The following is a 22,371-nucleotide window of genomic DNA, read 5'->3' on the forward strand; positions in this document are numbered from 1 at the left end:
TTTACGGATCAATATGTATGTGCCACTCCCCGTAACTTATCGCAGCTTATCACGTCCTTCTTCGCCTCTGAAAGCCTAGGCATCCGCCATACGCCCTTATTTAGCTTATTGTACTTTTTGCTATAGCATATTAAATACTATAACGAGCTCTTTATAATTCTTTATATTTTTATAAAAATATTTCGTTAGATACTATCTAACGCTCTATCTTGATTCTTTACGATATCATTTTACCAATATGTCAATGAACTTGTTTAATGTATCAATGTCTTAATTCATCAATGTTTCAATTCTATAATTGTTACACTTACTAATTTGATTAATTGTTACATTTATCTGTGGAGAATATCGGAGTCGAACCGATGACCTCTTGCGTGCAAGGCAAGCGCTCTAGCCAGCTGAGCTAATCCCCCATTGTTTCTAGTTATGAGGTTTTAGTGTTGAGTTATGAGTTTATCAAAATGCTCAACATAACCCGCTTCTAGAATTTCCTTTTGAAACTAAGCTCTTTTTTATTTTTACTATAGTAGTCTTGGGCAGGCTCGAACTGCCGACCTCTACATTATCAGTGTAGCGCTCTAACCAGCTGAGCTACAAGACTGTTTTTTCAGTAATGAGCTATTAGTTCTGAGTATTGAGTTTTCCCCCTCAATACTAACACCTAAATACTCTATACTAATCTTAGATCTTAGTCTCTTGTTTTAAAATTAACAGCTAAAGAGTAAAATATACCTTCTTTGTAACTTCACATCTTTTCTCTAGAAAGGAGGTGTTCCAGCCGCACCTTCCGGTACGGCTACCTTGTTACGACTTAGCCCTAGTTACCAGTTTTACCCTAGGCAGCTCCTTGCGGTAACCGACTTCAGGCACCCCCAGCTTCCATGGCTTGACGGGCGGTGTGTACAAGGCGGGAACGTATTCACCGGATCATGGCTGATATCCGATTACTAGCGATTCCAGCTTCACGGAGTCGAGTTGCAGACTCCGATCCGAACTGTGATATGGTTTATAGATTCGCTCCATTTCGCAATGTGGCTGCTCATTGTCCATACCATTGTAGCACGTGTGTAGCCCAGGACGTAAGGGCCGTGATGATTTGACGTCATCCCCACCTTCCTCACGGTTTGCACCGGCAGTCTCGCTAGAGTCCTCAGCTTTACCTGCTAGCAACTAACGATAGGGGTTGCGCTCGTTATAGGACTTAACCTGACACCTCACGGCACGAGCTGACGACAACCATGCAGCACCTTGTAAAGTGTCCGAAGAAAAAGCTATCTCTAGCCCTGTCACTCTACATTTAAGCCCTGGTAAGGTTCCTCGCGTATCATCGAATTAAACCACATGCTCCACCGCTTGTGCGGGCCCCCGTCAATTCCTTTGAGTTTCAATCTTGCGATCGTACTCCCCAGGTGGGACACTTATCACTTTCGCTTAGTCACTGAAATAAATCCCAACAACTAGTGTCCATCGTTTACGGCGTGGACTACCAGGGTATCTAATCCTGTTCGCTCCCCACGCTTTCGTCCATGAGCGTCAGTATATACGTAGTAGACTGCCTTCGCAATCGGTATTCTGTGTAATATCTATGCATTTCACCGCTACACTACACATTCTATCTACTTCCGTATAACTCAAGTCAACCAGTATCAAAGGCAGTTCTACAGTTAAGCTGTAGGATTTCACCTCTGACTTAATTGACCGCCTGCGGACCCTTTAAACCCAATGATTCCGGATAACGCTTGCACCCTCCGTATTACCGCGGCTGCTGGCACGGAGTTAGCCGGTGCTTATTCTTATGGTACCGTCAAGATTCTACACGTAGAACGGTTTCTTCCCATATAAAAGCAGTTTACAACCCATAGGGCAGTCTTCCTGCACGCGGCATGGCTGGTTCAGAGTTGCCTCCATTGACCAATATTCCTCACTGCTGCCTCCCGTAGGAGTCTGGTCCGTGTCTCAGTACCAGTGTGGGGGATAATCCTCTCAGACCCCCTACCTATCGTTGCCATGGTAAGCCGTTACCTTACCATCTAGCTAATAGGACGCATAGTCATCTTGTACCGATAAATCTTTAATTAATCAATCATGCAACTAATCAACATTATGGAGTATTAATCTTCATTTCTAAAGGCTATCCTCCTGTACAAGGCAGATTCTATACGCGTTACGCACCCGTTCGCCGGTCGTCAGCAAGTAGCAAGCTACCTCTGTTACCCCTCGACTTGCATGTGTTAAGCCTGCCGCTAGCGTTCATCCTGAGCCAGGATCAAACTCTTCATTGTATAATCTTTAATATTATCCAATGTAAAAGTTTCAAAAGAATTTTTTAGAATTATTTAATCGCTTAAATAATCTGTGGTAATTCTACTCTTAAATTACGCTGTCAATTTCAATATTTTCAATGAACTTTGTTAATCTTAATATTTGACATCTTTCAATCAAAACTTCAATTAACTCCTTGTAGAAACACTAGAATCGAACTAGTTGATTTTTTTTTTAAAATCTTTCCAAAATTTCTTAGATCGTGTCGCCTCCAAAAGCGGATGCAAAACTAATAACTTTTTTTAACTCCAACAAAACTTTTTTGAAGTTTTTTTTATTCGCTATAAAACACAATATTTTAATGAACCTCCCTTTAAATTCGGACTGCAAAGATACTGAGTTTAATTTCAATTAAACAAATAAAATTTAAACTATTTTTTTAATCTTTTCTTAACTCTTTACACTACCTAATCTTCAATGAACTTACTAACTTTGCAAACTACGTTTCTCCGTTAGCGGCTGCAAATATACAACCCTTTTTGATCCCCACAAGCCTTTTATCAATCTTTTTTATTTAAAACCCAAACACCAAAACTCAAAAAACTATTAAACAGTAGTTTAAACACTAAAGTTTTTTTTTAAAAAAACACCTACCTCCCTACCTCTTCTTTATTGTAAAAAAGAAAGTTGCTCCTTCTCCTAATTTACTATCAATCCAGACACCACCTCCATTTCTCTCTATAATCTTCTTAACCAAAGCCAACCCTATACCTATTGATTCTATATGGGTCTTTATATCTAATTTTTGAAATAACTGAAATATCTTATCATGATACTTCTCTTCAATACCAGGACCATTATCTTTTATATAAAATAAGTATTCCTTCCCTTCTTCCTCACATCCTATCATTATAACTGTTTTTTCTTTATCGTTGTGTTTTATAGCATTCTGAATTAAGTTTTGAAAAACTTGTAAAAGTTGAGATTCATTAAACAATAAAACTGGAAGTTTAGACTTTAAATTAATTTCACATTTATTATTTGAATTAACTTTAGCTATTTTTCTAACAAGAGCATCAACATCTACACTTTTCATTTCTTTTTCTTTCTCCATTTGCAAGGAATAATTCAAAATCCCATTTATCAATAAATCCATTTGCTCTACTTGTAACTTCATCTTAGTAAGGTTTTCATAAAAATCTTCCTTATCTATGTTTACACCTTTATCTATTTGTACTTCACTCAACCAATCTGCTAAAGTATAAATGTTTCTAAGTGGTCTTTTCAAATCATGTGAAACCACATAAGCAAACTCTTCCAAATCTTTGTTCCGTTCGTATAGTTCTTTGGCTCTTATTTCTAGATCTTCCGTTCTTTTATTAATTCTATCTTCTAATGTTAAATTTACTTCTAATAAATTTTTACGATACCTTATTGATCCGTTTAAAATAATAAAGGAAAAGACAAATATTGTGCTAGTTGAAACCAGAATTGCTCCTTCAATAACTAAATCTAGATTTGAAGTTAAAACCCAATACCCTATATGAATCATTTGACAGGCGCTAAAAAGCACCACTAACAAACGATTATTCATCATTAGTATTGCTCCAAACATAACAATAAAAGTACCTAACAAATAATCCAAAGAAAATTTATTAAGTGCTGTTGTATAAATAAGATAATGTTGAAACAAAAACAGAGAAAAAAAAACAATTACTCCATAATAATTATCAATAAACTTTCTTTTTGTTAAAGGGAGCAAACCAACAACCATAAAGAAAAAAGTAAACACCTCTCTTAAAAAAGGAATTTCAACTGCATTTGAATTAAATTCAAAAATAAGAATTGAATAAAGATATAGTCCAGGTGACATTAAACTTAAAACCAAACTACTACTATTTATCTCAAAAGCCTCTAACCTACCTATCTTCTTTAAAAAACTCAAAATCATCTATTAGTAACAACTTATTTTATCTGTTTATTTTTTAAATATAAGTATTTCATTTCAAAATAATAACATCTGAAAATCTTCATGATTAATTAAAATTCTATGTTTACTTATTGTTACAATTCAAAAAACATAGTTTAATATTCTTTATCCCTTATAAGTATATGTAAAATACATAACATATATTATTGTGCAAAAAATGGTTTTACAATATATTTGCTTCTTTAAATTTCCAATTGTAGGGAAATTAAGTATAACTATATATATTTATAATGATTAAAATTACATTACCTGACGGAAGCGTTAAAGAGTTTGAAAAGAATAGCACATCTATTGATGTTGCAAAAAGTATTAGTGAAGGATTAGCTAGAAATGTTATTTCTGCTAGTTTTAATGGAAATACTGTGGAAACCACAACTCCTTTAACCACCGATGGCTCTTTAACTCTATATACATTTAAAGACAACGAAGGTAAAAAAGCTTTTTGGCACTCTTCTGCTCATGTTCTTGCTCAATCGATATTAACATTTTACCCTAATGCTAAATTAACTATTGGACCAGCTATTGAAAACGGTTTTTATTATGATATTGATTTAGGTGATGATGCTATTTCTGAAAAAGATTTCCCTGCTATTGAAAAAAAGTTTTTAGAGCTTGCTAGAGAAAAGGCAGAATTTAAGTTACGTGAAATATCTAAAGCCGATGCTTTAACTTATTATAAAGAAAGAAATAATCAATATAAGATTGAGCTAATTGAAGGTTTAGAAGATGGCAATATTACTTTTTGTGACCATAGTGATTTTACTGACTTATGTAGAGGTGGACATATACCTAATACTGGTTTGATTAAGGCTGTGAAAATCATGAATGTTGCTGGAGCTTACTGGCGTGGTGATGAAAAAAACAATCAATTAACTCGTGTTTATGGTATATCTTTCCCTAAACAAAAAGAATTAAAAGAATATTTAACATTACTCGAAGAAGCAAAAAGAAGAGACCATAGAAAACTTGGAAAAGAGCTGGAGTTATTTACTTTTTCTCAAAAAGTTGGGCAAGGTCTTCCTTTATGGTTACCTAAAGGAGCCGCTTTGAGAAGTAGACTAGAAGACTTTTTAAAGAAAGCACAAAAAAAAGCTGGTTATGAAATGGTAATGACACCTCATATTGGCCAGAAAGACTTATATGTGACCTCTGGGCATTATGCCAAGTACGGAGAAGATAGTTTCCAACCAATAACCACTCCTAAAGATGACGAAGAGTTTTTATTAAAACCTATGAACTGTCCTCATCATTGTGAAATTTTTTCTCATAAGCCTTATTCATATAAAGATTTACCTATTCGTTTTGCTGAATTTGGAACTGTTTATAGGTATGAACAAAGTGGTGAACTTCATGGACTAACAAGAGTTAGAGGGTTTACTCAAGATGATGCTCATATTTTTTGTACGCCTGAGCAACTAGATTCAGAGTTTAAAAATGTCATTGACTTGGTTCTTTATGTGTTCAGGTCATTAGGTTTTGAAAACTTTACTGCTCAAGTATCAATAAGAGATATGGAGAACCTAGATAAATATATAGGTAAAAAAGAAACTTGGGAACTAGCAGAGCAAGCCATTATAAACGCTGCAAAGGATAAAAACTTGGATTTTGTTATTGAAGAAGGAGAAGCTGCTTTTTATGGTCCAAAGTTAGACTTTATGGTAAAAGATGCCTTAGGTAGAAGTTGGCAGTTAGGTACTATTCAGGTAGATTACAATCTTCCTGAGCGATTTGAGCTAACCTACAAAGGTTCAGACAACCAACTACATAGACCCGTAATGATTCATAGAGCTCCTTTTGGCTCTATGGAAAGATTCATTGCTATTTTACTTGAACACACTGGAGGGAATTTCCCTCTATGGTTAACTCCTGAGCAAGTTATTATACTGCCAATCAGTGAGAAATATCAAAATTATTCGGAAAAAGTTTTACATTTGTTAGAAAATTCCGAAATTCGCGCCCTCATAGATAGCCGAAATGAAAAAACTGGTAGAAAGATTCGTGATGCTGAAGTAAACAAAATACCTTTTATGGTTATTGTAGGTGAAAAAGAGCAAGAAGATGGTACAGTTTCTGTTAGAAAACATGGAGAAGGTGACTTAGGTACTTATACAATTGAAGAATTTGTATCTTTAATTGCTAAAGAGATAAATAAGACCTTAGTTCCCTTTGGATAAAATATATAGATAGTAATTTTAAATTTATAAGTCATAGCAATTAGAAGAAAAGGTGGGCGTAGACCTGCTAGAATTATTAAAGAAGATCAACATAGAATTAATGAAAAAATTAAATATGTTGATGAAGTTCGTCTTGTAGGCGATAACGTAGAAGTAGGTGTATATCCGTTAATTAAAGCTAAGCAGATTGCACAAGAACAAGGATTGGATTTAGTTGAAATTTCACCTAAAGCTGTTCCTCCTGTTTGTAAAGTTATCGATTACAAAAAGTTCCTATATGAACAAAAAAAACGCGAAAAAGCTTTAAAATCTAAAGCAACAAAGGTAATTGTTAAAGAGATTCGTTTTGGACCACAGACTGATGAACATGATTATGAGTTTAAAAAGAAGCACGCTATAAAATTTCTACAAGACGGAGCAAAACTTAAAGCTTTTGTATTTTTTAAAGGACGTTCAATTATATTTAAAGAACAAGGGCAAATTTTACTCTTAAAGCTAGCTCAAGAACTTGAAGAATACGGTAAAGTAGAACAAATGCCTAAATTGGAAGGTAAACGTATGATTATGTTTATTGCTCCAAAGAAAACGAAATAAAGAAAGTTATAAGCAAGATAAAACGTAAAACAAAAGATGCCTAAAATTAAAACAAAATCTAGTGCCAAGAAACGTTTCAAGTTAACTGGTTCTGGAAAAATCAAAAGAAAGCATGCGTTTAAGAGTCATATCTTAACAAAGAAGTCTAAGAAACGTAAGCTTGCATTAACACATGCTACATTAGTTCATAAGTCTGATGAAGCAAACATTAAGCAACAATTAGTTTTAAAATAATTGTTAGCTAGGTAGTAAATTAATTATTAACCATGGAGTTGGGCTCATTAAAGAATTATTAGTTATAAATTTAAAATTATAAATTTTTATAATTGCTAATTTCTAATTTAATAATCGCCTACTACAAAAACAAATTTGAATTATGCCAAGATCAGTAAATTCAGTAGCTTCAAGAAATAGAAGAAAAAAAATCTTGAAGCAAGCAAAAGGTTACTTCGGACGTAGAAAAAACGTTTATACAGTAGCAAAAAATGCGGTTGAAAAGGCTATGCAATATGCATACCGTGACCGTAAAAACAATAAGAGAAACTTCCGTTCATTATGGATCCAACGTATTAACGCTGGAGCTCGTCAATACGGAATGTCTTACTCTCAGTTTATGGGGAAAGTTAAAGCTAATGAGATTGAGTTAAACCGTAAGGTTTTAGCAGATTTAGCTATGAACAACCCAGAAGCTTTTAAGGCCATTGTAGATAAAGTAAAATAAGTTTAATAAACTTGCTTATACTAAAAACCCAAACTTTACGTTTGGGTTTTTTTAAACCGATGTATAAAAACTGTACTAAAAAATTTCACATGAAACTTATAAAAGCTCTTATTCTTATTATTTTTTCTAACGTAGTTTTAGCTCAGAGTTCAAAAACTATAAATTCTAATAACTCTATTGAAGGGCAGTTTAAAAGTCTATATAAAGAATCTGGAAGTTATCAAGTTTATAAAGTCATCAAAAAAACAGCGTATGCTTCTTTACAAAAAAACACTGTTGATAGTATAAAAAAATTAAAATCAACAATAAAAAGTAAACAAGACTTAATAAATAACCAAACCAGTACTCTTAAATCCTTAAATAAAGAAATTCAATCATTAAATAATAACTTAAGTGAATCCTCAAAAAAGGAAGATCAAATTTCTTTTATAGGAATTGATTTAACAAAGTCCAATTATAACTTAATTGTATGGTCAATAATTCTCACATTACTAGGCTTCTTAATCTATTTTATTTATAGATTTAAAAACAGTAATAAAACAACTAAAGAAGCACGTAAATCATTTGATGAAATAGAACTTGAATTTGAGCAGCATAGAAAAAAGTCAATAGAAAAAGAACAACAATTAAGAAGAAAACTACAAGACGAAATCAATAAACAGCGTGGCGTGTAAGCCATACTATAAATAAAAAATGTAGGTAAATCCCTACATTTTTTATTTATAATATAGTTTATATCTCTATAACTTTTACCTGATTTCGTTGTAAAGCTATTTTCCCTTCTCTCTCTAATGACTTCAACAACCTTGAAATTACTACTCTTGAAGTATGTAAATCATTTGCTATTTGCTGATGTGTTACATTTATTACCTCATTATGATTTACAATAGCTTTGTCTTTTAAATATTTAAACAACCTTTTATCCATATTCAAAAAAGCTAAGCTATCAACTGCCTCAATAAACTCCTCTAATCTTTCATGATAATTTTGGAGTATAAATTCTTGCCAACTTTTATATTTGCTTAACCATTCAGACATTTTCTCTTTAGGCAACATAACCATTTTTACATCTGTTTCTGAAACTGCTCGTATCTTACTTTTCGTTTCTCCCATACAACAAGACAATGTCATAGCACAGGTATCTCCTTCCTCTAAATAATACAAAACAAGTTCGTCTCCATTTTTATCTTCTCTAAGAATTTTAATAGCTCCACTTAATAATAATGGAATAGAAATAATATAGCTCTGAGTATCGATAATAATCGTATTTTCTTCAAACTCTTTATAAACTGCTATTTCACATATCTCGTTTATTAAATTCTCTTCAAATAAATAACCGTAACTATTTTTTAATGCTTCTTTCAAGGTAAATATTTTTTGGGATAGTACAATTTGAAAAGATAAACAATTTTACTCAATAAAAATAGCAGTAAAAGAATCCCATGAACCTTTTACTGCTATTTTAAAACCTAATTTATTATACTTTTAATTTACTAAACTTTTTAAGTTTTCAATTGTTTCTGTTGGATTTTCACTTTTAAACACAAAACTACCAGCGACTAATACATCCGCACCAACCTCAACTAATTTATTTGCATTTTTATCTGTCACACCTCCATCTATTTCAATTAACGTGGTAGCCTCACTAAACTCTATTAAATTTTTTAATTGTTGTACTTTTTTGTAGGTATTTTCTATAAAAGATTGTCCTCCAAACCCAGGATTTACACTCATAATACAAACCAAATCTAAATCTTTAATAACATCTTCTAAAACTGCAATTGGAGTATGAGGGTTTAAAGCTACACCAGCTTTCATTCCTGCAGCTTTTATCGCTTGTATTGTTCTATGTAAATGTGTACATGCCTCATAATGCACAGTTAAAATATCAGCCCCTAAATCCGCAAAAGTTTGTATATATCTATCAGGATCTACAATCATTAAATGAACATCAATCGTTTTCTTAGCATGTTTAGTTATCGATTTCAATACCGGCATTCCAAAAGAAATATTAGGCACAAAAACACCATCCATAATATCAATATGAAACCAATCGGCTTTGCTATTATTTACCATTTCTACATCACGCTGTAGATTCCCAAAATCTGCTGCTAAAACTGAAGGAGCAATACGTTTTTCCATCTTTGTATATCGTTGTGTTGTTATAAGCTGCAAATATAGTTAAAACAACAAAGTGTACTCTTTTATAAAAAAGAAAACTCTCTAAATTAGAGAGTTTTCCATTCATTAATCAAAAAACGAATAGTTATGATAACTATTTGTTATTGTATATATGTTTAAAATGACTATCCTAAATAAGTCATTAATATTTTACTACGAGAAGTGTGCTTTAATCTTCTAATTGCTTTTTCTTTTATTTGACGAACACGTTCACGAGTTAAGTCAAAAGTTTCTCCAATTTCCTCTAAAGTCATTGGTTGATGTTCACCTAAACCAAAGTATAACTTAACTACATCCGCTTCTCGTGGAGTTAATGTTTCTAAAGCTCTATTGATTTCTATACGTAAAGATTCGTGTAATAATGTTTTATCTGGATTAGGAGATTCGCCAGAATTTAATACATCATATAAATTAGAATCTTCTCCTTCAATTAATGGTGCATCCATAGATACGTGACGCCCAGAATTTTTCATTGATTCTTTAACATCATTAACTGTCATATCTAATTTCTTCGCAATTTCTTCAGCACTTGGAGGGCGCTCATTCTCTTGCTCTAAGAAAGCATACATTTTATTAATCTTGTTGATTGACCCAATTTTATTTAAAGGTAATCTAACAATACGAGATTGTTCTGCTAATGCTTGTAAAATAGATTGACGAATCCACCATACAGCATAAGAAATAAACTTAAATCCACGAGTTTCGTCAAAACGCTTTGCAGCTTTTATTAAACCTAAATTACCCTCATTAATTAAATCAGGAAGTGTTAATCCTTGATTTTGATATTGCTTGGCCACAGAAACCACAAAACGCAAGTTCGCTTTGGTTAGTTTCTCTAAAGCTCTTTGATCTCCAGCTTTAATACGCTGTGCTAATTCTACTTCTTCATCAGCGGTAATTAAATCTACTTTTCCTATTTCTTGTAAATATTTATCTAATGAGGCAGTTTCCCTATTGGTAACCTGCTTAGTAATTTTAAGTTGTCTCATGTAATAAAAAGGTTATTTTTTTTTGTTATCACTCACTCTACACTTACTTATACGTAGCATTAACTAAAAATGTTACAAAAAATTTTATTTTTTTTCAAATCAATTTTGCAGTTGTTAAAGATTTGTTAATTTTGATTTTAATAAAATTGTAGAGTGACCTATTTGAAAAAAGCGTGTCTTAAAGTAAAACAGGTATAAACTAACAATAACCAAACTTAACCTTTGAAAAGTATTGATGTTACAAAATTAAGTGACGAAGAGCTGGTTAAAAAGATAGTAGAGAAGAATGATACTCATTTATTTGCTATTTTATATGACCGTTATGCAAGCGTTGTTTATAATAAATGTTATGGTTTCTCTAAAAACAAAGAGGAAGCACAGGATTTAACACACGATGTTTTTATTCGTTTGTTTGTAAAATTACGTACTTTTAAGGGCCGATCTAAATTTTCTACTTGGCTATATTCTTTTACTTATAATTTTTGCGTGAACTACGTGCAACGTAACAGTGCAAAAAAGAAAGAAAAAGTTACTATTGTAACTGATCAAATAAAAGAAGAAGATAGCGGATTAGAAGAGATTGATGATGCTACATTATTCGAGTTGAAGTCAGATAAACTGGCAAAAGCACTTGAAATGATTCCGGCTCCAGAGAAAATGATTCTATTAATGAAATATCAAGATGATATGAGTATTAAAGAAATTTCAGGAGCGTTAGAAATTGGAGAAAGCGCTGTTAAAATGCGTTTAAAACGAGCGAAAGCTAAGGTTGTTAAAACCTATAACGAATTGTAATTATTATGGATAATCCATTTAAGAAAATATTACATGATGAAGAGCTACCAGAAGTACTTAAAGAAAAAGTACTTAATGACGTAGCTATGATTAAGCTTTCTATTGATGTAGCTGATTTGTTTGTGGTAAAGTATCCTAACGCTATTAGTGACTTGTTAAGTGGCGGAGGTGCACCTAGTAAAGATGATAAAAAAACTAAATAACTGCCTGTAAAAACTATACTATTATGAACTTTTTAAGTAATGATATATTAAAACCTTTTCAAAGAGTATTTGATGATATTAAAGATTCCCTACCTAAAGTAGTAGGCTTTGTTAGTTTTATAATATTCACATGGATTTTTATAAAAATTGTTCTATATATTATAAGAAAAGCTTTGGCTAAAACTAAAGTTGATGAATGGTCTACAAAATTAAGTAAAACAAAAATTTTTGGAGATACTACTATCAATATAGTACTCACTAATGTTATTTTAGCTGTTTTAAAATGGTTTCTGATTTTCATTTTTGTTATGGTTGGTGCAGAACTTTTTGGGTTAGAAGGTGTTTCTAATGGAATAAAAAGCTTTTTCGCCTATTTACCCAAACTCCTTACTGCTATAGCTATTTTTGTAGCTGGAGCCTATTTAGGCACCGTTGTGAAAAAAGCCATCCACTCTATGTTTAAATCTCTAGATATATCTGGAGGAAATTTGGTTGGTAATATTGCCTTTTATTTAATTGTTGTTTTCTTATCAATAACAGCACTTGATCAAGCTGGAGTTGATACTTCTGTTATTAAAAGTAATCTAACATTATTAATAGGTTCTATTTTATTGGCTTTCACTATCGCATTTGGTTTAGGTGCTAAAGACGCAGTAACAAGACTATTATTTGGTTATTACTCTAGAAAGAATATAGGGATTGGAGAAAGAGTAGTTATAAATGATATTGAAGGTATTGTTGTGGCTATTGATAATATTTGCGTAACTATTAATACCTCAGACGGTAAGGTCATTTTACCTATTAAAGATGTGGTTAACAGTAAAATAGTTTTCAAAAAATAATTGCATGTATCGAAAATATACATATATTTGTCTTACAATTAACCACTAAAAACAATAACAAATGATAGATTTCGGGGGACTTCTATCAGGATAGTAGAGAGAAATCTTTACACCTTTAAAGATCGCCAAATTGGCGATCTTTATTTTTTTTTATAATATATGTGACCCCGTAAAAATAAATGTGTCTAAATATAACGAGATAGATTTCGGGGGACTTCTATCAACACATAGAAGAAAATTATTTCTTTTAAAAAAGGCTTCCTGTTTAGGAAGCCTTTGTTGTTTTGTAATATTTAAAATGTTTTTATTCAAATGACAAATGTAAAAACACACCTCTTGTACCTAAATAATCTATAGGATCAGTCCATTGACTAGGAGTTGTATTATCATATTTAGCTTCGTTATTTATCGCAAACACACCACGAATAGAAGGTGAAAACTTAAAATAGCTTAAATACAAATCTACTCCTATACCTATTTCATACATAAAGTTACTAGTAGTTGTTCTAAACTTTCCTGCAAAATTATCATCACTACTTTTTTCATTACTAGAAAAGTTATAATCAAAAGAAACTCCTCCTAAAACGTAAGGTCTAACATTATTAAGCCTATTAGTACTCAATTTTAGTATTACTGGCAAATGTAAAAATGTAGCGCCAATCTCTCTTGTTTTTTTACTTTCACTAGCTCCTTGAATATGATTAAAATTCAATGTTTTAGTATTAGACATTAATCCAGGTTCAAAACGAAGGTTTAAGTTATTATGTAATCTAAAATCTGCAATTAGTCCTACATTAAACCCTACAGAAGAAACCACTTCTATTTCTGGTTCATTTATAAAACTAGGTTTATAAGAAACTTTATACCCGTTATTATTTAGCCCTAAATAAAAACCATAATGGAAAAGAGGCTTATCAAAACTAGGAAGGTTTAATACTTTTTCCCTTTGTGCGTAAGAAATAGACACAAAGGTTAACAAAACAAATACTAAAATTTTTCTAAACATATTATTTCAAAGCTGTATAAATTGATGCTACTCCAAAGGTTACTGGTAAATCCTTTGCATTTTTAAACCCATTTTTTTCTAAAATATTGTTGAATGCCTTTCCAAAAGGAAAAGAATTTGCACTTTCTGACAAATAGGAGTAGGCTACTTTATCTTTAGAAAACAATTTCCCTATTACTGGTAATATAAAATTGGTATAGAATTTATACCCTTGTTTAAAAGGGAATTTAGTTGGGTTGGATGTTTCCAATACAACAAACTTACCTCCAGGTTTTAAAACTCTACAAATTTCTTGTAAACCTTTATCTAAATTTTCAAAGTTCCTTACTCCAAAAGAGACCGTAATGGCATCAAACGTATTATCTTCAAACGGAATATTCTCACTATCTCCTACTACCATATCAATGGTTTTAGACAAGTTAGCTTTTGAAATTTTTTGCTTCCCTACTTCTAACATTCCTTCAGAAATATCTAAACCAACAATACGGTCTGGATTAAGCTGAGACATCATTAAAGCTAAATCTCCTGTTCCTGTAGCTATATCTAATATTTGTTTAGGCTTATTTTCTCCAACTAACTTTACTACTTTTTTCCTCCAACTAACATCAATACCTAAAGAAATTACTCGGTTTAACCCATCATAATCTTGTGATATATTGTTAAACATTTGAGCTACTTGCTCTTTTTTCCCTAGTGTAGAGTCTTTATATGGTTTTATTTGTTCTGACATAAAAAGGTTTAAACTTTATAGTAAATTATCCGTTAATTGCTACTACTTCATTTACCTGATTAGGTAACATTTCTTTCAACATTGTTTCAATTCCATTTTTTAGTGTTACGGTAGAAGAAGGACATCCACTACAAGCTCCTTGTAAAACAACACTTACTCTTTTGCTTTCTTCATCATATGATTTAAAAGCTATATTCCCTCCATCTGATGCCACAGCTGGCTTAATGTATTCATCTAAAATATCAACTATTTTTGATTCTACATCTGATAAGTTTTCCTTTGGAATTTCTACGTTTTGTGCTGTTTCCTTTTCTGGTAAAGCTGAAATAATTGTTTTACCCTGTTGTATGTATTCTCTTATAAAGGTTCTTACTTCTTGATACACTTCATTCCATTCTATCATATCATATTTCGTAATAGAAACATAATTCTCAGAAATAAACAACTCTTTAACAAATGGAAAGCTAAACAGCGCTTGTGCTAAAGGAGATGATTTACTAGCTTCTTCTATGTTTTTAAATTCAACATCGGTTTGAGTCAAACCTTTGTTAGTTCCAAACTTCATTACTGATGGATTAGGTGTTACTTCTGCATACACCTCAATAGCTTCTTTCTTTGTAGCTTCTTCTTCTTTAACAACAGTATTTCCTTCTTTCAAATATGTTTCTATTTGTTCTTTAACTTCCTCAGCTACATCATTCCATTGTACAATATCAAATCTTTGAACGGCAATAAAGTTAGCAGTTATAAATACTTTTTTTACGAATGGAAGATAAAAAAGCTTCTGTGCTAGTGGAGAATTTTTAGCCTCATCTATATTAGCAAACTCATAACTACCTCCATTAATTAAAATAGTATTACTTATAAACTTAATAATAGTTTCATTATTAGTTTCTTGTATATTTATTTTTATTGAATCCATGACTTCTTAAATGAATGGCAAAATTACATTAAAAAACTGACATATATATACAGAAACAGCCTCGCAAATTGCAAGGCTGTCATCTATTATTTTATTTAAGTTATTATTTACAAATTGATAGTTAATGTTCCAGATATTCTAGAAGTATCATTTGTTAAATTAATATCACCTGTTTGATACAATGTATTGTACTCTATATTTTCTGACTTTCTATATGATAAATCTACTTTTATATTTCCAAAATTATACCCTAAACCTGCAGAAAAACCTTTAATATTATCTTTATTAGTATTCCCTCCTAAAGCTGCAATTAAATTAGGATTCTTTTCATAATGATATCCTCCTCTTAAACTCATTCTATCAAATCGCCATTCTGCTCCTACATTTAAAGCGTGTGTACTCCTGTAATCTGATGCAAACCTCTGATTAGCCTCAATAAAACTATCACTATTCTCCCTATACTTAATATTTTGATAATCCTTATAGGTATAATCTACACTAATCAATCCTTTTTTACCAAAAATATAAGCTCCACTAGCAGTTATTCTACTATTAGTTTTAAATCGGTATACATAAAGCTCATCAATTAAATCTGTTCCGCCATTAATCCCTAAATTCCTTACCTCAGATAGCACCAATTGATTTTTGTAATCCTCAGAAATTTCTTGATACCATGTAGGAGTTTCATACGCCAACCCTAATCGTAAATTTTGATCCAACTTATATATAAAACCTAATCCTATTGAAAACCCACTACCTTGAATATAAGAATCTATTGTATTTCTTGCGTTTAAAACGTTTCCATTTGCATCATCATTTTCTTCTCTTAACACTCCAATTCTATTAAAGTTTAAATCATGAAAATTTAAAGACGCCCCTACAAAGAGTTTATTTTGGTGTACCGCAGAAAAACCAATATTGAATACACTTGAATTCCCTAACCTTTCTTCTGAAAAACGTTGTCCAATTGCTCCTTCAAACTGTCTTTTGGGAGTATTGGTGTCATTAAAATGCTCTGTATTGTATAAAAACTCACTATTTCCATTTACCGAATAGAATGAATTATAATCCTTTTTTATTCTATAATTAAATGAAAATGCAAAACGATTCCATTCTGAATTTTGATAAGCGGTGTCAAAAGCTAAAATACCTCCAGCTTGTGTCATATTGAAATAATCATTCTGTGTAGCTGATGAATTTCCATAATATAAAGCAGTAATATCAGTATTTCTATTACCTATAGTTATTGAAGCACTACTTTTTTTAGATACAGCTGCTCCTGCAGGATTTATACCTAAAGAAGAGACATCTCCTCCTAAAGCACCAAATGCACCTGACATTGCTTCATATCTTGCTGTTCCATAATTATCATCTTGTGAAAACAAAATACCTAAATCATTATAATTAAGTGATTGAGAATAGGTACTAAAAGAGCTAGCAATTGCTATTGCCAATGTAAAAAATCGTTTCATATTTCTCTTTGTTATAGTTTTTTGTAGTTTTTTTTTATCTATCGTCTACTTCTTCTAGAACTTGAACTTCTACTTGAAGAACCTCTTGAGTAACTTCTAGTTGATGAGCTTCTACTTGGCGTATAGCTTCTAGAAGATCTACTTGATCTTGAAGGTGTATAACTTCTATTTGATCTGGTTGACCTAGATGGCGTATAACTTCTTGATGAATTACTCCTAGACCTTGATGAATTATAATTACGTCTTGTTGACCTTGTAGACTTAGTTGTTCTTGAAGGCTTATACCCTCCTGTTGAATATCTATTTGTTCTAGTTGACCTTGAATTCCTTACAGATCTTGTTGGTCTGGTACTTCTTGTTCCATACCTTCTAGTAGATCTAACACTTCTATTATTTCTAGATGTTCTAGCTGTAGTTCCTCTTCTACTTCTGTATACGTTAGATGAACGTCTTGAAGCTACAGTATTTCTTCTTGAGGTATAAACACCTCTTCTATTACTGTAATTCCTTCTTGATGCAATTGCTCTTCTATATGGATTCGCACCTCTTCTATAATAACGATTGTTATAAAATCTATTGTAACGGAAACCTCTTCTATAAAAAGGCGGGCAATACGGATCATAACCCCATCCCCAACCTATATTAAAGTTGTTATAGTAATGTCCATAACTATATGGATGCCAATATGGGTCATAGCCCCATCTATAAAAACGGTTTCTCCACCATGGATTATATCCAACTCCATAAAATGAGTCCCAATACCAGTCATTATAAAACCCCCATCTTGGAGCTGTATTAACATTTATAACAACATCACTATTATTACTATATCCCCAAGGTTCATTTGAATTATATGTTATTCTAGTTCTTGGTCTTTCTTCATCAATAATTTCTTCTTCAGGATCAAACTCTGTGTTCTCAGACTTATAACTTTCAATATCTGTAAAAATATCTGTCCCATTCAGTGTTCCTAATCGTTCAACTTCCTTTGTAAAAGGGTTTTCATCCTCTACAACCTCAACTTCCTCTTGAACTTCTGGCTCAGTATATACCTCCTGAGGTTGACTCACCACTTCATCATCATAGATGCCATCATCACCAGCTGTGACTGTCTGCATTGTTCCGCAAGAAACAAAAGTTGCTGTGCTAAAAAACAACAGCGTTAAAATTAACGAAAGCCTGGTTTTGATGTAATGTGGTTTCATGTCTTTAATTTTTTAAGGTTAGAACACTCATTTTATTTAGTTGTGTTTGCAAAAAACTTTTTTTTGTTGGGCTTATTACCTTTTTAATGTAGTTTTGCAGATACAATTTTACGCATAAAAAATAACAATATTTATGCCAAACTTTTGATTATGAGCAAACATTTAACAAAAAGAGCAGAAGACTATTCGAAATGGTATAACGAATTGATTGTAAAGGCCGATTTAGCTGAGACTTCAGCAGTACGTGGTTGTATGGTTATAAAACCCTATGGATTTGCCATATGGGAAAAAATGCAAGCTGAATTAGACAGAATGTTTAAAGAAACAGGTCATCAAAACGCATATTTTCCTCTTTTTGTCCCTAAAAGTTTGTTTGAAGCTGAGGAGAAAAATGCTGAAGGTTTTGCTAAAGAATGTGCAGTTGTAACACATTACCGATTACAATCTGACCCAGATAAAGAAGGCAAGCTTAGAGTAGACCCAGAAGCCAAATTAGAAGAAGAATTAGTTGTAAGACCAACTTCAGAAGCTATCATATGGAATACATATAGAGGCTGGATACAATCACATAGAGACTTACCCTTATTAATAAATCAATGGGCTAATGTTGTCCGCTGGGAAATGAGAACTCGTTTATTTTTGAGAACTGCTGAATTTTTATGGCAAGAAGGTCATACTGCACATGCTACAAAAGAAGAAGCGGTAAGTGAAGCTAAGCAAATGCAAGAAGTATATGCAACTTTTGCTGAAAACTTTATGGCTATGCCAGTTGTTAGAGGAGCTAAATCGGAAAGTGAACGATTTGCTGGAGCTGATGACACCTATACTATTGAAGCTTTAATGCAAGACGGTAAAGCATTACAAGCTGGAACTTCTCACTTTTTAGGTCAAAATTTTGCGAAAGCCTTTGATGTCAAATACACATCTAAAGAAGGCAAACAAGAACATGTTTGGGCTACTTCTTGGGGAGTTTCAACACGATTAATAGGAGGCTTAATAATGACACACTCAGATGATGCTGGTTTGGTATTACCTCCAAAATTAGCACCAATACAAGTAGTAATTGTCCCTATTTATAAGGGAGAAGATCAACTGAATGCTATTTCTGAAAAGGTTGATGCAATAATTAAAGATCTAAGAAAAAAAGGTGTTTCTGTAAAGTTTGATACCAGAGATACTATGCGTCCAGGAGCTAAGTTTGCAGAATATGAGTTAAAAGGTGTACCTGTAAGAATAGCAGTAGGTAATAGAGATTTAGAAAATGGGACTGTTGAAATTGCAAGAAGAGATACCTTTGAAAAGGAAACCGTTAATCAAGACAATATTGTTTCTTATGTTGTTAATCTTTTAGAAGAAATACAAAACGGTCTTTATAAAAAAGCTTTAGATTATAGAGCTTCACATACTACTGAAGTAAATTCTTTTGAAGAGTTCAAAGATGTAATTAAGAACAAAGGAGGTTTTGTTTCTGCGCATTGGGATGGTACTATTGAAACTGAAGATAAAATTAAAGATTTAACAAAAGCAACTATTAGATGCATTCCAAATGATGCCAAGGAAGAAGTAGGAACTTGTATTTTAACAGGAAAACCATCTACAAAAAGAGTACTATTTGCAAAAGCTTATTAAAAAAATTAAAAAAGTTTTGGCACAATTAAAAATAGTTTATATATTTGCACCCGCAATCACAAATATAGATTGTTTTGGTCCGTTCGTCTAGGGGTTAGGACGCCAGGTTTTCATCCTGGTAACACGGGTTCGATTCCCGTACGGACTACAAGTTCACAGCTTCGAAACATCGAAGCTTTTTTTATCAAAAGGTAAAAAATAAAATAAAATTATTGCAAGTATCAAAAAGTATTGTATATTTGCACCCGCAATCAAGAAGATTGTTTTGGTCCGTTCGTCTAGGGGTTAGGACGCCAGGTTTTCATCCTGGTAACACGGGTTCGATTCCCGTACGGACTACAAAGTTTTTTAGAAACATTTAAGATTTTAGTACAATGGCAAATCATAAGTCAGCATTAAAAAGAATAAGAAGTAACGAAACGAAGCGCTTAAGAAATAAGTACCAGCATAAAACTACACGTAATGCTGTTAGAAAATTAAGAGCTACTACAGATAAGAAGGAAGCAGAAGGAATGTTTTCGTCAGTTGTTTCTATGCTAGATAAGTTAGCAAAAAACAACATTATTCATAAAAATAAAGCGGCAAACTTAAAGTCTAAGTTGGCTAAGCATGTTGCAGCTTTATAAAAGTTTTAAGGTTAGTTAATAATTAAGCGTCTTTACTTTAAAAGTAAAGACGTTTTTTATTGATATATAAATTCACCTACACTTTGGATCATTCCTAAAAGTTGTGGTTATACAAAAAATTGTGTTAGTCTATAGAGGAAAATTCTACGTTTCTTACACCTCTAAATTGTGCTCTAAAGGCTTTTATTTTTGCATTAAAAGATTCCGCTGATACGTTTGTACTTCTATTGTCAAAATATTTGAATATTGATTTATAATTTAGAGCTATTGAGGGATCATTGGATCATTCTCAATTGTTGTGGTTATGCAAAAATTTGAGTTAATCTGTAGAGAAAGAACTCTATATTTCTCACACCTCTAAATTGTGCCCTGAAAGCTTTGATTTTAGCATTAAAAGATTCTGCCGCTGCATTTGTACTTCTATTATCAAAATAATTGAGTATTGATTGATAATTTAGAGCTATTGAGTTTGCTACAATATTAAAAGCTTTAAATCCTGAATCTTCCACTTCTTTAAACCAATGCGCTAGTTTGGTATACGCTATTTTTTTAGTTATTGTTTTGTTATTGAAAAGATTTCGGAGTTTTTGACAAATTCCATATGCTTTTTTAATATCTGGATACTGTTCAAATAATATTTCTGCTCTTTATTACTTCTTTTCTATTCTAACTGTAAATAACTACTCCTCCCTAAGAGCTGTTTTAATACACCTCAGTTTCTGAAAATTTCTGGTACATATAGCTTTTTATATACTTAATTTTTACAATAACTCCTGGAGTATGTCTAATATGAATATCTTCAAAAACTTCTAAGATTAATTTCTAGACATAAATATATCTACAACATGTATTAGTATTACTCTTTGATAGCACCTTTTAACAATCAACTAATATACATTCTTACACCTTTCTATTACTACAAATAATTTGTTCTTTATCTTTTATCCCCTTGTAGCCTTAACCTCAGATTACCTAAATCTATCTTTATGTTAAATTTTAATGCTTATTATACTTATTTGTTTTATTATAAATACCAATAACAAAATAAACGTTAAAAAAGTATCATTTATTGATATTTTAATATATTTACGCTGGACAATAAAATTAAACCCTTCTAAATTTTATGAAACATATTATTAAATTAATGGCGTTAGCCATATTACTTGTTCTTCATAGTTGCAACCAAAACGAAACACAAAACCCTACATTAGATCAAAATGCTCCTGAAGCAGGTATCTCACCCAATGATTTAAACAGCTTGATTGAAAATCATTCATGCGCAACAATTTCTCAATTTGGCCCGGATTCATATTGGACTAACACCTTAGTTAATGCTAGTGAAACAAACTTTTTAATTCAACAGAACAACAAAGCTTCTAACTTGTTTGGCTTAAATAATGTACCTCTATATTTTGCTGGTGGATCAGGTACATTCAATGCTTTATCATTTGGACCTCCTAATAACTATATTGTATGGGGAGAAGAAATGATTAGAGCAGCTTTAAGATATGGTCGAGCGGCGGTTGCATATATTGCAGCTCATGAAGTGGCACACCAAGTACAGTTTAGACAAGGTTACCCTTCTGTAAGAGGAGCTTCTAATATTGAACTAGAAGCTGATGGGTTTGCTGGATACTACCTTAGAAAAGGCTATTCTTCTAATTGGCAAAATGTATCAGCCGCATATAATTTTTCTCAATCAATAGCAGGAGCTTCAGGATCATCACATGGATCAGCTGCTCAAAGAAGATCAGCTGTAAGGCTAGGCTGGCTCTTAAGTGAATGGAACTTATCAAATAGAGATTTTGATTATTATTTTTTCTATTATTATGAAAGCTACGTTCTTCCAGGAAATGGAAAAACAGCCCAGATAAAAAAGCCTAAGGGTATTAATCAAGATATCCATAGCTTTATTTTAACTAAAGTTGAGGAATTAAGTAAAATTAATTCAGGAAAAATATCAGAAAAAGAATTTATAAACTTAAATTAAAATCATATTATAACTTAACCTTATTGTCCTTTTACAAAGA

At 32.0% G+C, this 22,371-nt stretch carries 22 protein-coding genes, 4 tRNA genes and 2 rRNA genes (1 of these 28 only partly in view); 13 read left to right on the forward strand and 15 right to left on the reverse strand.

All coding sequences use genetic code 11. The features are described 5' to 3' along the window. From ABNT65_RS11895 to ABNT65_RS11915, 5 genes are all read right to left on the reverse strand, one after another. Nucleotides 1-111, reverse strand: a 23S ribosomal RNA gene (locus ABNT65_RS11895); it reaches 2,757 nt to the left of the window's first position. A 228-nt stretch (nucleotides 112-339) separates the two neighbouring features. After that, nucleotides 340-413: transfer RNA gene (locus tag ABNT65_RS11900), tRNA-Ala, on the reverse strand. Nucleotides 414-527: 114 nt separating this feature from the next. Beyond that, nucleotides 528-601 (reverse strand) — tRNA-Ile (locus ABNT65_RS11905). Nucleotides 602-762: 161 nt separating this feature from the next. Then, nucleotides 763-2,282 (reverse strand): 16S ribosomal RNA (locus ABNT65_RS11910). Together the 16S and 23S rRNA genes with 2 tRNA genes alongside form the textbook arrangement of a ribosomal RNA operon. Before the next feature lie 638 nt (nucleotides 2,283-2,920). Continuing rightward, nucleotides 2,921-4,213 carry a sensor histidine kinase gene (locus tag ABNT65_RS11915; RefSeq protein WP_348702972.1) on the reverse strand — a complete coding sequence of 431 codons (1,293 nt, stop codon included), beginning with the start codon at nucleotides 4,211-4,213 and terminating at the stop codon, nucleotides 2,921-2,923. Nucleotides 4,214-4,482: 269 nt separating this feature from the next. Here ABNT65_RS11915 and thrS point away from each other — a divergent pair, with 269 nt between their 5' ends. From thrS to ABNT65_RS11940, 5 genes are all read left to right on the forward strand, one after another. Then, complete coding sequence (thrS, locus tag ABNT65_RS11920) at nucleotides 4,483-6,426, forward strand: threonine--tRNA ligase (protein ID WP_348738352.1); 1,944 nt, start codon at nucleotides 4,483-4,485, stop codon at nucleotides 6,424-6,426. Between the two features lie 75 nt (nucleotides 6,427-6,501). Then, nucleotides 6,502-7,020 (forward strand): translation initiation factor IF-3, encoded by a 519-nt coding sequence (infC, locus tag ABNT65_RS11925; protein ID WP_348703011.1) that lies wholly within the window; start codon nucleotides 6,502-6,504, stop codon nucleotides 7,018-7,020. Nucleotides 7,021-7,056: 36 nt separating this feature from the next. Further along, on the forward strand, nucleotides 7,057-7,254 hold the full coding sequence (gene rpmI, locus ABNT65_RS11930) for a 50S ribosomal protein L35 (protein ID WP_028891165.1): 198 nt from the start codon (nucleotides 7,057-7,059) through the stop codon (nucleotides 7,252-7,254). A gap of 142 nt (nucleotides 7,255-7,396) precedes the next feature. After that, entirely contained in the window at nucleotides 7,397-7,741 is a 345-nt protein-coding gene (gene rplT, locus ABNT65_RS11935) for a 50S ribosomal protein L20 (protein WP_348702974.1), read from the forward strand. Nucleotides 7,742-7,830: 89 nt separating this feature from the next. After that, the gene (locus ABNT65_RS11940; RefSeq protein ID WP_348702975.1) at nucleotides 7,831-8,415 is read left to right on the forward strand and encodes a hypothetical protein; all 585 of its coding nucleotides are present in this window, start codon (nucleotides 7,831-7,833) and stop codon (nucleotides 8,413-8,415) included. Between the two features lie 58 nt (nucleotides 8,416-8,473). Here the strand turns inward: ABNT65_RS11940 and ABNT65_RS11945 are convergent, their stop codons facing one another. From ABNT65_RS11945 to ABNT65_RS11955, 3 genes are all read right to left on the reverse strand, one after another. Then, nucleotides 8,474-9,106 carry a Crp/Fnr family transcriptional regulator gene (locus ABNT65_RS11945; protein WP_348702976.1) on the reverse strand — a complete coding sequence of 211 codons (633 nt, stop codon included), beginning with the start codon at nucleotides 9,104-9,106 and terminating at the stop codon, nucleotides 8,474-8,476. A 120-nt stretch (nucleotides 9,107-9,226) separates the two neighbouring features. Next, a complete protein-coding gene (gene rpe / locus ABNT65_RS11950; RefSeq protein WP_348702977.1) occupies nucleotides 9,227-9,883 on the reverse strand; it encodes a ribulose-phosphate 3-epimerase in 657 nt (218 codons plus the stop codon). Nucleotides 9,884-10,047: 164 nt separating this feature from the next. Beyond that, entirely contained in the window at nucleotides 10,048-10,911 is an 864-nt protein-coding gene (locus ABNT65_RS11955) for an RNA polymerase sigma factor RpoD/SigA (RefSeq protein ID WP_028891227.1), read from the reverse strand. A gap of 222 nt (nucleotides 10,912-11,133) precedes the next feature. Between ABNT65_RS11955 and ABNT65_RS11960 the strand changes: the two genes are divergently transcribed. From ABNT65_RS11960 to ABNT65_RS11970, 3 genes are read left to right on the forward strand one after another with little or no spacing between them, the layout of a single operon-like run. Beyond that, a complete protein-coding gene (locus ABNT65_RS11960) occupies nucleotides 11,134-11,706 on the forward strand; it encodes an RNA polymerase sigma factor (protein WP_348702978.1) in 573 nt (190 codons plus the stop codon). A gap of 5 nt (nucleotides 11,707-11,711) precedes the next feature. Continuing rightward, nucleotides 11,712-11,909: a hypothetical protein gene (locus ABNT65_RS11965; protein ID WP_348702979.1), complete on the forward strand. Its 198-nt coding sequence runs from the start codon at nucleotides 11,712-11,714 to the stop codon at nucleotides 11,907-11,909. A 23-nt stretch (nucleotides 11,910-11,932) separates the two neighbouring features. Beyond that, nucleotides 11,933-12,751 carry a mechanosensitive ion channel family protein gene (locus tag ABNT65_RS11970; protein ID WP_348738347.1) on the forward strand — a complete coding sequence of 273 codons (819 nt, stop codon included), beginning with the start codon at nucleotides 11,933-11,935 and terminating at the stop codon, nucleotides 12,749-12,751. 304 nt (nucleotides 12,752-13,055) lie between these two features. Here ABNT65_RS11970 and ABNT65_RS11975 read toward each other — a convergent pair whose 3' ends face one another. From ABNT65_RS11975 to ABNT65_RS11995, 5 genes are all read right to left on the reverse strand, one after another. Then, complete coding sequence (locus tag ABNT65_RS11975) at nucleotides 13,056-13,757, reverse strand: porin family protein (RefSeq protein ID WP_348738345.1); 702 nt, start codon at nucleotides 13,755-13,757, stop codon at nucleotides 13,056-13,058. Between the two features lies 1 nt (nucleotide 13,758). Beyond that, nucleotides 13,759-14,487 carry a bifunctional demethylmenaquinone methyltransferase/2-methoxy-6-polyprenyl-1,4-benzoquinol methylase UbiE gene (ubiE, locus tag ABNT65_RS11980; protein WP_348738343.1) on the reverse strand — a complete coding sequence of 243 codons (729 nt, stop codon included), beginning with the start codon at nucleotides 14,485-14,487 and terminating at the stop codon, nucleotides 13,759-13,761. Between the two features lie 25 nt (nucleotides 14,488-14,512). Further along, the gene (locus ABNT65_RS11985) at nucleotides 14,513-15,409 is read right to left on the reverse strand and encodes a NifU family protein (RefSeq protein ID WP_348702983.1); all 897 of its coding nucleotides are present in this window, start codon (nucleotides 15,407-15,409) and stop codon (nucleotides 14,513-14,515) included. Between the two features lie 107 nt (nucleotides 15,410-15,516). Continuing rightward, nucleotides 15,517-16,881, reverse strand: a complete 1,365-nt coding sequence (locus tag ABNT65_RS11990) for a hemin receptor (protein WP_348745933.1) — start codon at nucleotides 16,879-16,881, stop codon at nucleotides 15,517-15,519. 38 nt (nucleotides 16,882-16,919) lie between these two features. Further along, nucleotides 16,920-17,999, reverse strand: coding sequence for a hypothetical protein (locus tag ABNT65_RS11995; RefSeq protein ID WP_348702985.1), 1,080 nt, complete (start codon nucleotides 17,997-17,999; stop codon nucleotides 16,920-16,922). A gap of 237 nt (nucleotides 18,000-18,236) precedes the next feature. On the opposite strand from ABNT65_RS11995, the gene proS reads away from it, so the two are divergent. The 4 genes from proS (at nucleotide 18,237) to rpsT (ending at nucleotide 20,341) form a co-directional block, all read left to right on the forward strand. Continuing rightward, complete coding sequence (proS, locus tag ABNT65_RS12000) at nucleotides 18,237-19,715, forward strand: proline--tRNA ligase (RefSeq protein ID WP_348745934.1); 1,479 nt, start codon at nucleotides 18,237-18,239, stop codon at nucleotides 19,713-19,715. 76 nt (nucleotides 19,716-19,791) lie between these two features. Next, nucleotides 19,792-19,863: transfer RNA gene (locus ABNT65_RS12005), tRNA-Glu, on the forward strand. A gap of 119 nt (nucleotides 19,864-19,982) precedes the next feature. Beyond that, nucleotides 19,983-20,054 (forward strand) — tRNA-Glu (locus ABNT65_RS12010). A gap of 35 nt (nucleotides 20,055-20,089) precedes the next feature. Next, entirely contained in the window at nucleotides 20,090-20,341 is a 252-nt protein-coding gene (gene rpsT, locus ABNT65_RS12015) for a 30S ribosomal protein S20 (RefSeq protein ID WP_320418538.1), read from the forward strand. 124 nt (nucleotides 20,342-20,465) lie between these two features. Here the strand turns inward: rpsT and ABNT65_RS12020 are convergent, their stop codons facing one another. Further along, nucleotides 20,466-20,609 carry a transposase gene (locus ABNT65_RS12020; RefSeq protein ID WP_348747829.1) on the reverse strand — a complete coding sequence of 48 codons (144 nt, stop codon included), beginning with the start codon at nucleotides 20,607-20,609 and terminating at the stop codon, nucleotides 20,466-20,468. Nucleotides 20,610-20,643: 34 nt separating this feature from the next. Beyond that, complete coding sequence (locus ABNT65_RS12025) at nucleotides 20,644-20,979, reverse strand: transposase (RefSeq protein ID WP_348747830.1); 336 nt, start codon at nucleotides 20,977-20,979, stop codon at nucleotides 20,644-20,646. Nucleotides 20,980-21,464: 485 nt separating this feature from the next. On the opposite strand from ABNT65_RS12025, the gene ABNT65_RS12030 reads away from it, so the two are divergent. Next, nucleotides 21,465-22,331, forward strand: a complete 867-nt coding sequence (locus ABNT65_RS12030; protein ID WP_348745935.1) for a hypothetical protein — start codon at nucleotides 21,465-21,467, stop codon at nucleotides 22,329-22,331. Nucleotides 22,332-22,371 lie beyond the last annotated feature (40 nt).

This window comes from Tenacibaculum sp. 190524A02b (assembly GCF_964036645.1).
GTDB classification, from domain to species: domain Bacteria; phylum Bacteroidota; class Bacteroidia; order Flavobacteriales; family Flavobacteriaceae; genus Polaribacter; species Polaribacter vairaonense.